This window comes from Bifidobacterium sp. UTCIF-39, assembly GCF_006408715.1.
Taxonomy (GTDB): domain Bacteria; phylum Actinomycetota; class Actinomycetes; order Actinomycetales; family Bifidobacteriaceae; genus Galliscardovia; species Galliscardovia tissieri.
The window spans coordinates 44,956-57,746 of the sequence record NZ_JEOG01000020.1; the positions used below are offsets into that span (position 1 = coordinate 44,956).

The 12,791-nt window shown below is 61.2% G+C and carries 8 protein-coding genes; 5 read left to right on the top strand and 3 right to left on the bottom strand.

The window, feature by feature from the left end:
* Positions 1 to 216: 216 nt before the first annotated feature.
* Together EP30_RS08550 and metG are read right to left on the bottom strand one after the other, a co-directional pair.
* Complete coding sequence (locus EP30_RS08550; RefSeq protein ID WP_140557857.1) at positions 217 to 1,167, bottom strand: TatD family hydrolase; 951 nt, start codon at positions 1,165 to 1,167, stop codon at positions 217 to 219.
* Between the two features lie 1,799 nt (positions 1,168 to 2,966).
* A complete protein-coding gene (gene metG / locus EP30_RS08555; protein ID WP_140557860.1) occupies positions 2,967 to 4,826 on the bottom strand; it encodes a methionine--tRNA ligase in 1,860 nt (619 codons plus the stop codon).
* 243 nt (positions 4,827 to 5,069) lie between these two features.
* Here metG and EP30_RS08560 point away from each other — a divergent pair, with 243 nt between their 5' ends.
* Together EP30_RS08560 and EP30_RS08565 are read left to right on the top strand one after the other, a co-directional pair.
* On the top strand, positions 5,070 to 5,909 hold the full coding sequence (locus EP30_RS08560; RefSeq protein WP_140557863.1) for a hypothetical protein: 840 nt from the start codon (positions 5,070 to 5,072) through the stop codon (positions 5,907 to 5,909).
* A complete protein-coding gene (locus EP30_RS08565) occupies positions 5,906 to 6,175 on the top strand; it encodes a hypothetical protein (protein ID WP_140557865.1) in 270 nt (89 codons plus the stop codon). Before EP30_RS08560 ends, EP30_RS08565 begins: the two co-directional genes overlap by 4 nt.
* A gap of 68 nt (positions 6,176 to 6,243) precedes the next feature.
* Here EP30_RS08565 and rsmI read toward each other — a convergent pair whose 3' ends face one another.
* Positions 6,244 to 7,242, bottom strand: a complete 999-nt coding sequence (gene rsmI / locus EP30_RS08570) for a 16S rRNA (cytidine(1402)-2'-O)-methyltransferase (protein WP_140557867.1) — start codon at positions 7,240 to 7,242, stop codon at positions 6,244 to 6,246.
* 174 nt (positions 7,243 to 7,416) lie between these two features.
* Here rsmI and EP30_RS08575 point away from each other — a divergent pair, with 174 nt between their 5' ends.
* The 3 genes from EP30_RS08575 (at position 7,417) to EP30_RS08585 (ending at position 11,753) form a co-directional block, all read left to right on the top strand.
* On the top strand, positions 7,417 to 9,654 hold the full coding sequence (locus tag EP30_RS08575; protein WP_094663994.1) for an RNA degradosome polyphosphate kinase: 2,238 nt from the start codon (positions 7,417 to 7,419) through the stop codon (positions 9,652 to 9,654).
* Between the two features lie 328 nt (positions 9,655 to 9,982).
* The gene (locus EP30_RS08580; protein WP_140557869.1) at positions 9,983 to 11,044 is read left to right on the top strand and encodes an NUDIX hydrolase; all 1,062 of its coding nucleotides are present in this window, start codon (positions 9,983 to 9,985) and stop codon (positions 11,042 to 11,044) included.
* A 97-nt stretch (positions 11,045 to 11,141) separates the two neighbouring features.
* Entirely contained in the window at positions 11,142 to 11,753 is a 612-nt protein-coding gene (locus EP30_RS08585; RefSeq protein ID WP_375137751.1) for a hypothetical protein, read from the top strand.
* Positions 11,754 to 12,791: the final 1,038 nt, after the last annotated feature.

A 12,791-nucleotide genomic window follows, 5' to 3' on the forward strand; every position in this document is an offset into this window, starting at 1 on the left:
TCAAGTCAAGATACACACAATACCACCGCCGAAAGCATTTGATAAATCAGTTGGAAGGAATGTGGGGAAGCATACAACTAACGTTCATCTAACGATTTCGATACGGTTTTTTGACGATGATCTACGGTGATTTTCCAAGATTCTCGTCACATATTGGACCGCCATTATTATGATGTCAGACCATAGATGTCGGATGTGTCGACAGTCTTTCAGCCGTCAGATTCCGTACACCCGACGGGTGTTCTCACGCGTAAGCGCGGCCGTTTCGTCGATCGTCAGGTCAAGCACGTCGGCCATCGCGGCGAGCGTGTACGGAATCATGTACGGCGCGTTCGTACGACCGCGGTACGGCATGGACGTCAGATACGGCGCATCGGTCTCCACGAGGATATGGTCGCGCGGCGTCAGCGCGAGCGCCTCGCGGATGCCGTCGTTGCCCTTGTAACTCACCGTGCCGGAGAAGCTCAGATACCAGCCATTGTCGCGCGCGATACGGCCCATTTCGGCGTCGCCCGAGTAGGAGTGGAATACGGTACGGTCGGGGGAACCATCCTTGAGCAGGATGTCGATGCAGTCGGCGTGTGCGTCGCGATCGTGGATCTGCATGGGCAGGTTCAGTTCCTTGGCAAGAGCGATATGTGCGCGGAACGCCTCGCGCTGATGCTCACGGGCGGCGTCACCAGTGCGGAAGAAATCAAGTCCGGTCTCGCCGATCGCGACCACGAGATCCGCATGAGCGACCGCCAGACGATGCACTTCGGCGATGGCGTCGTCAAAGTCGATGTCATGCCACGGCTTGTATTTGATTTCAAGTCCGTCCGGGCCCTGCGCTCCACGATGACCGTGCAGCACGGCCTCGTTGGGGTGGATCGCCAGTGCGGCGCGTACACAATCGGGGAATTCCTCGGCCAGGCTGACGGCGCGGGACAGATTCGGGTATTCACAGCCGACGTCGACGATCTTACGGATGCCGACTGCGGCGGCCATGTCCAGCAGTTCGCCTTCGGAATACACGGGCACGGGAGGCTGGCCCTTGACGGCGGCCTCGTGGCTCATGGCCTGCGAGAACGGGACCACGGACCTGACGTGCGTATGGTTGTCGATCGTCCACTCGGCAAGTGGTTTGGGTGCCGGAGCCCAGCTTCTGTCGCGATGATGTTTGGCCATACGCTCCAGTATGCACATGAGTCTGGCCACAGTCGATCCGGCGATGGCGGCAAGGACGGCGGGAAGCGGTGTGGGGAATGTTGGGAATGTGGAGAATGTGGGGTTATAGGCCAGAATGTGGCGGAAAAGAAAAACCCGGCGGGGACTGGCCGCCGGGTAATCAGAGAAAGGAAGAGAGAAGAAGGGTTCAGTTATCCGATTCGCTTACCGACTGACTCGACATCGCCGGGCCATCCGTGGAACCGCATCCGCGGTATCATCCGCTGACATCTCTTATATAACTCCTGCTTTCTGGACACAACGATGCAATAACCTTGGAGTTACCTAAAAGTGTGGGCTTGGCTAGAGGGTTTGTCGGTCGGTCAGTGGCTCCGATCTTTTTTTGGGGGGCTCTGGCCTTTGATGCCGGCCTGTCTGGGCTGCGAGGAGTGCCGCGTCGGCGATTTCTGGTGCAGGCCATGGTCCCAGACCTTTCTGGACTGCGAGAAGTGCCAGTCTGCGAATGCCGATCCGCTGGCGGAGAGGCATCGTGATCTGGTGGCCGAGAGGAGTATCAACTTGGCGGAATGCCAAATCGCTGGAGTTGCAGGCCCTGATGGCTTACGCCTCGCGTGGGTTTCCGCATCGCTTACGATCATCGAGCGCTCTCACCACCGGCAAGACCGCCCCGCCACCGACATGATCTCCACCATCAAACCCCGATCCGTTCTGGGTCAAACCAGACAGGGACGTAGGTTACACCAGACCGAGGCTGGGTCGAACAGGACACAGGTCTGGGCCAAACCGGTCACAAGTCTGGGTACAACCGGACACGGATCTGGGTCAAACCGGGTCATGAGCACCGACTCTGGGTATAACCATGTCACGAACACCCTCTTTTGCACCGCCAACCTACCCGGTTACACCCAGACGTCCGGCAATACCCAGAATGAGAGTCCGGTAATACCCAAATTCCTGTCCGGTAATACCCAGAGCGGGAATCGGGAAAGGACGGAAAAGAAGAAACCCGGCGGGAGAGAAGACCGCCGGGCTAGAGAGAGAAGAGAGAAGAAGGGTTCAGTTATCAGATTCGATTGGAATCTCATCAGCAGGTTCAACCGCTGACGACTCAAATATAACCAGCGATTCCTTGGAAAGATGATGCGGGAACCTGAGTCTTTCCTGAAAAAGTACGAGGGATTCTGTGAGAGCTCACATTAGTCGGATATCGCCGGTTTCACGGTAGCACCGTTTTCCTGGCTCATAACCCGAAACTGGACCGCAGACCGGGAGAAGACGGCACCGACTCTCTCGTCGCAAAACCAGTCACGACAACGCAATCCAGTCATAACAACGCAGCCCCCTGTCACAACAACGCAGAGCCCGTCTGCGAACCACGGCCCCAAAGAGATCCCGCACCTTCCCTCACGGAAAAGCGTGGAAAAGATTTACACAGGAAAGGCTGGGCAGGACACTCGCACTAGCCAGCGGCGCACCAACGGCACACGCGAATAAGACCCACGTGCTGACCCTTAACCCGCGGCATACAGCCAGACACCGATTACAAGCACTATGAAAGCTCCTATAGCCCCTATAATCCAAAGGCTGGGTTTCCGAAGGAGATCCTCCGGGAACCCAGCCCAGTTCAACTCAACTCAACTCAGTTCAGCCCAACTCAGTTCAGTTCAACTCAGCTCAGCCCGGCCAAGTCAAGTCCGGCTCAGTCAAGACACATCAACTCAGACCAACCAAGTCGAGTCAGCCAAGCCAACTCAGCCAAGCCAGAAAACCACCGAACTCGAGCAAGACTCAAGCAAGACTCAGGCGAGCTTGGCCTTCTCGGCGGCGAGACGCTCGGCCTCCTTGGCGCGGCGGGCGTCGAGCTCGGCCTGGAAGCGCTCGAGCTCCTCGGCCACGGCCTCCTTCGGGATCTTGGCGAAGATCGGCTTCGGCTTCGGCACGGAAGCACCCACCTCGATCGGCTCGCTCTTCCACGGGTGCACGTTCACGCCCAGCTTGTAGTCGCCGGTGATGATCGGGTAGGAGAAGCCGGGCTTGTCGAGATCCTCGACCTCCTCGATGTGCGGCAGCGGCGAGAACACGCCCGTGCCACCCAGAGCCTCCCACACCTTCTGCGCGGAGTGGGGCAGGAACGGAGCCAGCAGGTGGTTGGCGTCGGACACGGCCTGGGCGGCCACGTGCAGCACGGTACCCAGACGGGCCTCGTCGTCCTTGATCTTCCAAGGCTCCACGGCGGAGATGTACTTGTTGATCTCGCCGACGATGCGCATCGCCTCGGCCAGTGCGGCCTTCTGGTGGTGCTTCTCCAGGAAGTTGCCCACAGTGTCGAACGCGGCGTTGGTCTGCTCGAGCAGCGCACGCTCCTGATCGGTCATCTTGGACTCGTCGATGGCCGGGATGGAACCGAAGTTCTTGGCGATCAGGTTGGCCACGCGGTTCACCAGATTGCCCCACGCGGCGGCCAGCTCCTCGTTGTTGTGGCGCACGAACTCAGCCCAGGTGAAGTCGGAGTCGGAGCTTTCCGGACCGGCCACGGAGATGTAGTAGCGCACGGCGTCCACGGGGTAGCGGGCGAGGATGTCCTTGACGTAGATCACGATGCCGCGGGACGAGGAGAACTTCTTGCCCTCCATGGTCATGAACTCGCTGGCCACCACCTGCTCGGGCATGTTCAGCGGTCCGAGTTCACCGGTCTCGCCGCCCTTGGAGCCCTGACCGTTGTAGGCGAGCATCTCGGAGGGCCAGATCTGCGAATGGAAGGTGATGTTGTCCTTGCCCATGAAGTAGTAGGCGGGAGTGGACGGATCGTTCCACCATGCGCGCCACGCCTCGGGGTCGCCCTTGCGACGGGCCCATTCAATGGATGCCGACAGGTAGCCGATCACAGCGTCGAACCACACGTAGAGCTTCTTGTTCGGGTTGTCGATCCAGCCGTCCACCGGCACGGGGATGCCCCAGTCGATGTCGCGGGTAATGGCGCGCGGCTTGACTTCCTTGAACAGGCCGATGGAGAAGTTGATGACGTTGGTACGCCAGTCCTCACGGGTCTTGAGCCATGCGAGGTTCGCCTCGGCGAGCGCGGGCAGATCGAGGAAGTAGTGCTCGGTCTCCTCGAAGCGCGGGGTTTCTCCGTTGATCTTGGAAACGGGGTTGATCAGGTCGATCGGATCGAGCTCGTTGCCGCAGGCATCGCACTGATCGCCACGCGCGCCGTCGGTGTGGCAGATCGGGCATTCGCCTTCGATGTAACGGTCGGGAAGGGTGCGTCCGGTGGACGGGCTGATGGCCACCTGCTGGGTGCCCTTGTAGATGTAGCCGTTCTGCAGGCACTGCTTGAACAGCTCCTGCACCACATGCTCGTGGTTGCCGGTGGTGGTGCGGGTGAACAGATCGTAGCTCAGGCCGAGATCGCACAGATCCTTGGCGATCACTCGGTTGTAGCGGTTGGCGAGCTCCTGGGCGGTCAGGCCCTCCTTTTCGGCCTCGACCAGGATCGGGGTGCCGTGCTCGTCGGTGCCGGAGACCATGAGCACGTCGTTGCCCTTCATGCGCTCGTATCGCGCGTAGACATCGGAGGGGACGCCGAAACCGGCGACATGGCCGATATGGCGGGGGCCGTTCGCATACGGCCAGGCGACGTTAACAAGAATATGACTCATAAATCCCGATTATCCGTACGGGCATTGACGTTTCAGTACGTTGAAATGTGGATAATCCGCGGAGTTGTCCACAGGGGTGTCGTTTTAAGCGTGGGTTATCCACTTTTCCACATTTTTCGTCGTCGGACCCACATGATCGCATATCCCGCCCTAACGTCGGGAGACATGAACGACATTTCATATGACACAGTCGTTCGTCAAAGCAGACGAGCGAACACAGCACGACAAAACCGCTATAGGAACATGGGGATCGCAACACGCGAGGGGCCATCGCTGGTCCGGAGCAAGGACGTGACCGGATGCATGGCACTGAACCGGCTGATCCGTATGGGCGTGCTGACCCGATTGGACAATACCTGCGGATATCGCAACGATTATGCGAACACGTTGATCGGTCGCGCGATGATTGTGGAGCCGATGATTCCGTATGGTGCCACGGCGGCCGGCAAGCTGGCGCTGTGGGTGTGGGTCGGCGGCCGGTTCCCCACCTGTTTTGATTTGGTGTCGACGTCGCACTATCGCGCACGTGTGCATGGCCGCGACGTGCATGTGCACAATCGTCGGATGATGACGAATCAGGTGATGCGTCTGGCCGAGCTGAAGATCACGTCGCCCATACGCACGGCCTGCGATCTGGCATGCATGGCACCGGCCGAACGGCAGGGTTGTGATGTGAACCGGATGATCATCGAACTGATGCAACGGTATTCGATCGATCCGGATCAGTGTCTGGACACATTGTGGTGCAACCAGCGCTGGCCGCGACACAGTCTTGGCATCACCACGTTCATGGCGTTGAAGAATCGGAGGGAGTCATGGGACGTTTCGTACGCGCGACAGGGCGAGGGGCCGGATTCGGATTCCGGCTCAGGCTCCGGTTCGGGAAGACGAACCGCGACGGACGCCACAGCGGGCATGATCGGCGTAGTGACGAACACGACGACGGCACGACCGTCACCCGTCGGTCGCGGCGCGGAACGGGGCGACGCGCACAACGTTCGGCCGGCCAACGGACGTCCGGTCGGCGATTACGGTCCCGCAAGGCGGACCGGCGTCTCCACACGCTCCGCCGGATCGGCGTGAAACGGACGGCCTCGCCGAACGAACGCGGTCCGAAGCCTCCGGAACCACCGATCCGTCTGACCGCGCAGGTGGCGTGTGATCCGACCACCACCGACGATGTGCTGTGGACGATCGCCGAGCGTGCGCCGGAGTTGCGCATGTGGTTGATCGCCAATCCGTCGGCGAGCGCCGAACTGCTCGAATATGTGGCGCAGTGCGGCGGACCGGGCGTGGCCCGGGGATTCGAGGTACTGTTCGGCGCGATGGAGGATGGAGTCACCGGATGATGATCCGCCTCCGAGATCTGCCGCCTGCAACGCGTCTCGGCGTCTCGTATCTGCCGCTTGGCGTTGGCCTACTGCTTGATCTTGAGCACGGCGGCGTAGACCTGCTTGCGGTTGGCGAGCGAGCCGTCGGGCAGCGGATGCTCCTCGATCACCTCGGCGATCGCATCCTTGATGCGTAGCCCGTCCTCGAGCGCGCGATCGATGGCGAGCACGGCCAGTTCGTCCACGCTCAGCACGGACGACGACGCCTCGAGCGCCTCGTCCTCGGACGCGCCGCCGATCACCAGCACGATCTCGCCGCGCGGCGGGTCATCGATCACGCTCTGGCGGATCTCGCCGATGCCACCGCGACGGACCTCCTCGAAATCCTTGGTCAGTTCGCGCGCCAACGCCATGGGGCGGTCGGGGCCGAATGCGGACAGCAGGTCGTCCATCGAATCGGCGATGCGGTGAGGGGTCTCGTAGAACACGATCGTGCGACGTTCGGACTGCAGGGAACGCAGCCGCTGCACGCGTTCGGCGTGCTTGCGCGGCAGGAATCCCTCGTAGCAGAAACGGTCGGTGGGCAGACCGGACAGGGCGAGCGCGTCGAGTACGGCGGATGGGCCGGGCGCGCAGGTGACGGGCAGTCCGCGTTCGATGGCGCGGCGCACGATCGACAGTCCCGGATCGTTGATCGTGGGCATGCCGGCGTCGGAAACGACGAGCACGCATGCGCCGGTTTCCACTTCGTCGAGCAGACCGTCGGACTTGGAACGTTCGTTGTGATCATGGAACGCCACCACACGGCCGTTGACGTGCACTCCGAGACGACGGGCCAGATCGTAGAGCCGGCGGGTGTCCTCCGCGGCCACGATGTCGGCCTGTTCCATGAGCGCCGCCAGACGGGCGGACGCGTCGAAGGTGTTGCCGATCGGTGTGGCGGCGAGCACTACCGTGCCTCGCGGAATCGTCGGCGTGCGTCGGGCTCCGACGGGGCTGATGTCCGCAACCTGGACGGGTGCCGGCTGGACTGCCGGAACGGTTCGGGCAACGGGTTTCGTGGTTTCCAAGGTTTCCGATTGCATGCCTTCAGTATGGCATGTCTTCGGCATCGCCCACGGCAGCCGCATCACCGACAGTATGAAACAAGCGGCCTAATTCATCCGGGATTCACCGAAAAGATAGGGGGAATATGAATTGCCGTTGAATTCTCCCGTTTCGAACCACAAAAACACGCATAACGAAATAAAGTGGTAGCTATGGCCCAGATATTCAATGAACCCTCAAAGGCGATCCTGAAAAGCCAGATCGCCGAGCATATCGCGGAGACTCCCAAGGACAACCGCGAAAACCCCAACGCCTCCCTCTACGAGCCGTTGCCGAAGGACCGGTTCTTCGATCGCGAACTCAGCTGGCTGAAGTTCAACAAGCGAGTGCTGGAACTGGCCGAGGACGACTCCCTCCCGGTGATTGAGCGCGCCAACTTCGCCGCGATCTTCGCCTCGAACCTCGACGAGTTCTTCATGGTCCGCGTGGCCGGCCTCAAGCGTCGTATCGACACCGGTCTGGCCGTCACGTCGGCGAGCGGTCTGAGCCCGCGTCAGACCCTACGCGCCATCGCCGATCAGGCCCACCGCCTGCAGGACGAGCACGCGCACTACGTGGTCGACCACATCCTTCCCGATCTGGCCAAGGAGAACATCGTCCTCCTCAAGTGGAGCCAGCTGACCATCGCCGAGCAGGAGCGTCTGAGCAAGTTCTTCCGCATGCAGGTGTTCCCCGTGCTCACCCCGCTGGCCGTGGATCCCGCCCACCCGTTCCCGTACATCTCCGGCAACTCGCTGAACCTCGCCGTGATCGTCGAGAACCCGACGTCCGGCAAGTCGCACTTCGCCCGTGTGAAGATTCCTGACAACCTGTCCCGTCTGGTGCCGGTCGACGACATGACCGAAGACGAGTCCGGCGACGTGCGCTACGGCTTCATCACCATGGAGAACCTGATCATCGCCCATCTGGAATCGCTGTTCCCTGGCATGATCATCAAGGAAGCCCGTTCGTTCCGCGTCACCCGTAACGAGGACATCGACGTCGAAGAGGACGATGCCGAGAACCTGCTCAACGCCATGGAGAAGGAGCTTCTCCGCCGTCGTTTCGGACCGCCGATCCGTCTGGAGCTGTCCGACACCACCTCCCCGTTCCTCTCGCACCTGCTGGCCGACCAGCTGGGCGTGAACGACGAGGAAGTGTACCGTCTGCCCGCACCGCTCGACTTCACCGTGCTGTTCGAGCTTGGCGGCGTGGACCGTCCGGACCTCAAGTTCCCCAAGTTCATCCCCACGACCAACCGCCAGATCGCCGAGGTCGAATCCAGCCGTGCGCAGGACATCTTCGCCGCCATCCGCGAGCGCGACATCCTGCTGCACCACCCCTACGACTCCTTCTCCACCTCCGTGCAGGCGTTCCTGGCTCAGGCCGCCGCCGACCCGAAGGTGCTGGCCATCAAGCAGACCCTGTACCGTACGTCCAGCAACTCGCCGATCATCGACGCTCTGGTCGACGCCGCGCAGGCCGGCAAGCAGGTGCTCGCCCTGGTGGAGATCAAGGCCCGCTTCGACGAGGACGCGAACATCGCCTGGGCCCGCAAGCTCGAACGTGCCGGCGTGCACGTGGTGTACGGCATCGTCGGACTGAAGACGCACTGCAAGCTTTCGCTTGTGGTCCGTCAGGAGGCCGACGGCCTTCGTCGCTACTGCCACGTGGGCACGGGTAACTACAACCCGAAGACCGCCCGCATCTACACCGATCTCGGTCTGCTCACCTGCGACCCGGTGGTCGGACAGGACCTCACCCGCCTGTTCAACCAGCTCTCCGGCTACGCGCCCAAGTCCACGTTCCACCGTCTGCTGGTGGCTCCGCGCGGCATCCGCTCCGGTCTGATCGAGCGCATTCGCCGCGAGGAGGACGCCGCACGCGCCGGCAAGGAAGCCTGGATCAAGATCAAGGTCAACTCCATCGTCGACGAGAAGACGATCGACGCGCTGTACCGCGCCTCGCAGGCCGGCGTGAAGATCGACATCGTGGAGCGCGGCATCTGCTCGCTCAAGCCCGGCGTCCCCGGCATGAGCGAGAACATCCGCGTGCGTTCCATCCTCGGTCGCTTCCTGGAGCACAGCCGCATCTACGCCTTCGCGAATTCGCAGGGCCCGCAGATCGGCGAAGGCCCCGCCTCCGGTCCGGAGGTGTGGATCGGTTCGGCCGATCTGATGCACCGCAACCTTGACCGTCGTGTCGAGGCGTTAATCCGCATCACCGCCCCCGAGCAGATCGAAGCGCTCATCAAGTACGTCGACCTGCAGATGGCCGACACCACCAGCTCCTGGCACATGCAGCCGGACGGCACCTACGTGCGTCACTCCCGCGACGCCGAAGGCAACCCGCTCGTCGACTGCCAGGAGGCGCTGATCAAGAAGCACACGCGTCGTCCGCGCAACAGCTGATCTGATCTGGCTGAGCTTGATCAGTGATCGGTAATCAACTGGTCATTGATCGACGTTCGCATTAGTCGGAATGGGCATCCTGCAACAGGATGCCCATTCTGCTATCGGCATCACTTGCTTCGATGTTGCATCATTTGTCCATAATCACGCACATTCGTTCACAAACAGTCATAGCCGCCAACACGGTCTGCCGCCAACGAAAACCCCATCCGGCAACGCCCAACGACGGACGTACGCCCACAGGCAATTCAGCCCATCGCCGACATCCCACCCCACATAGCGCGATAATGGAGCCGTAACGAACAGCTCCGAACACAAAGGAAGCACTATGAGCACAGTCGTCGAGGCAGCCGGCGGCATCGTGTACCGTTGGCGCGATGGAGTCGAGCTATTGGGCGCAGCCCAGCACGACTCGGATCTGATACTGGAAAATCTGGAGGTCTGCGTAGTACACAGACCCAAGTACAACGACTGGAGCTGGCCGAAAGGCAAACTCGACATCAACGAATCACATCGGCACGCCGCGGTGCGCGAGATCGGCGAGGAAACCGGACTGGCGGTCGCGCTCGGCGCCTACATCGGCGAGATCGAATACCCTCTCGAAGACGAGGGGAAACGCGGCAAACGACGTAACGATCCTCGCAAACCCAGCAAACATATCCGCTACTGGATCGCATCGATCATTGATGATGAAACCGCAATGAAGCGTCGATACGCGTTCGGCCCGATCAACGCCGACAGGCTCGAAGTCGACAACGTGCAGTGGATGTCCCCCGCCGACGCACGCCATAAGCTCACCCATGTACTCGATCTTGACATCCTCGCCGAATTCGTGCGCAAGGTCAAAAGCGGAATCCTGTGGTCGAAGATGTTTCTGCTCATTCGCCACGGCAAGGCGGAAGGACGCAAATTCTGGGGCGGCACCGACGCCGATCGACCGATCACGCCGCTCGGATCGGCCGCGGCGTACGCGCTCACCCGCGAAATCGCATGCTTCGGCGTGAACCGACTCGTCACCTCGCCATGGCGACGCTGCGTCGGCACCATCCAGACGTTCGCATGGCAGACCGGATTGCCCGTCAACATGGCCGACGATCTGACCGAAGACGCCTACGCATCGCAGCCCGACTCCGCATGGGAATGTCTGCGGCACGAAATGGAGATCACACTGCGGACCGGACAGATCACCGCCGTGTGCATGCACCGACCCGTGATCGGCGGCGTGTTCGAACACATGCGCGGACTGTGCGAACGCAAGTCGCTGGCCAAACAGCTACCTGCGAAAACGCCGTACATGGCGACCGGGCATGCGATAGCCTTTAATATCGTCAACACGGACAACGGTCCGGCAATCATCGATATTCAGAAGGTAAGCCCCATTGTCTACTAGCTCCTCCTCATACGGTTCCTCCTCCATCCGCGCGGCGGGCTCGGGATTCGCGGCTTCCGGGCGGTTCACCCGACCCGCGCAGCTCGATCCGGCGCTTATGGAGCATCTCTCCGGCGGCGTGGACCCGCAGCAGCTCAGTGAAATCAGCCACACCACGGCCGCTTCGCTGCTCGACCGCGTGCATCACACGCAGGATCCGCAGACCGTGACACGCGTGCTCACGCTCGTGGAACATGAGGGCGTGGATCTGGTGGCGGAACTGTGGAGCGGCGGCGACCCGGATTCGCTGCCCGGCGTGCTGTGGCGACTGTACATGCTGCGCACGTGGATGCGTCGCAACCGGGAGTCGATCTCGCGGCTGTGGCGCATCGGCGAGCCGGTGGCGGGAGCGTCGTCGGCGATCGCGGGTGTGGATCAGGCGCCGACGGCCGAGGATATCGCGCGCACGGCGGATTCCATTCTTTCCGGCGCGTTTGTCGGTGATTTCGCCGTGGCCATGGAACGGGCGAGCGCGTTCTGCGCCGTGATCTCGGCTGGGCTCGTGGCCGAGGCACGCCGACGCCAGGAGCGTGAAGCGGAGCTGGCCGGGCCGAACCGGATCGCCAGCTCGGGAGCGGCGCATCTGCTGAAGACCGCGCGCTCGCTGCACTCCACGTCCAAGGATTTCAAGGCCGGAGCGCGGCTCTGGCGCGAGGGGCGGCTGGAGTAGGGTTGCTGTGAGCGGGAACATCGGCCTGGGCCGAGGCTGAGGGTGAGCCGCGAGGTTAGCGGACGGCGCGCCGCAACTGACCGACATTCCGTTGCGGAGAGATCGGTCCGGCGCATATTCGACGCACGTCTGTGATGGATGGGCCTCTTGCGACAGCTCTGGTGCTTGTCCGACGCACCCATGCAACGGATAAGTACTTGGCGACAGCCTCAATGCTCATTCGATGTACGCATGTGGCAGATAAACACCCTGGCCAACCCCCGGTGCTTGTTTGACGCACACACGCGGCCAAGAAGCACCTCACGGCAGCTCTGGTGCTTGTTTGACGCATACAGGCGACGGATGGGCATCTTGTGTGACAGGTACGATGTTTGTTTGACGCGCGCGGTGCGGGGCAGCCGAACACGCCCACGTCGGTGGTATCGGTTTGGCGGACCGGGAAAAATGCCGTACAGTGGTAGCCGCGTCGGGTCGTGCATTGCCCCGGGCTCCATTTTTTGCCGCTGCGAGCGGCCCTTGCGCCGACAGGCGCATTCACGGTCCGGCGTTCTTTTTACTTGTTTTATTTGTTTTCCTTCATTCGGAAATTCCGCTCTGTTCACGATGGCGGGAATAGAGCGCAAGCACAGACCATATGCAAACGACGCGCCCATCCGATGATCATGCCATGCCGGACTAGTTGGAAAGATCAGGCAGACAGGACGAGGTTACACAGGCGTTGTCCAAAGAGAGAGCATCTACGCTTGTCATTAACGATCATTGACAGATCCGTTTCCCCACGTATGAGAATACGCGTATGAGAAAACCATCAGAATTCGTTGCGATTCCAAGGGCGTGCGGCGTCTCGCAGGATTCGACAACTTACGACATTCGGACGTGAAGATAACCGAGCAGGTGTACGGGCAACGCAATCTGAAGAGCGATAGCGCGACTGCGTTGATCGATGCCGGATACGAGTGGTGACAGTGTGTCGCTACACCACTAGGGGGTTGCATGGCATGAGTAGGGGGTATGTTTTGGAAGTGAATGTGATGCATA

Bases quoted from the DNA above. Each gene is read 5' to 3' on its own strand.
- EP30_RS08550 (WP_140557857.1), bottom strand. From the start codon at position 1,167: ATGGCCAAACATCATCGCGACAGAAGCTGGGCTCCGGCACCCAAACCA.
- metG (WP_140557860.1), bottom strand. From the start codon at position 4,826: ATGAGTCATATTCTTGTTAACGTCGCCTGGCCGTATGCGAACGGCCCC.
- EP30_RS08560 (WP_140557863.1), top strand. From the start codon at position 5,070: ATGGGGATCGCAACACGCGAGGGGCCATCGCTGGTCCGGAGCAAGGAC.
- rsmI (WP_140557867.1), bottom strand. From the start codon at position 7,242: ATGCAATCGGAAACCTTGGAAACCACGAAACCCGTTGCCCGAACCGTT.
- EP30_RS08575 (WP_094663994.1), top strand. From the start codon at position 7,417: ATGGCCCAGATATTCAATGAACCCTCAAAGGCGATCCTGAAAAGCCAG.
- EP30_RS08580 (WP_140557869.1), top strand. From the start codon at position 9,983: ATGAGCACAGTCGTCGAGGCAGCCGGCGGCATCGTGTACCGTTGGCGC.
- EP30_RS08585 (WP_375137751.1), top strand. From the start codon at position 11,142: ATGGAGCATCTCTCCGGCGGCGTGGACCCGCAGCAGCTCAGTGAAATC.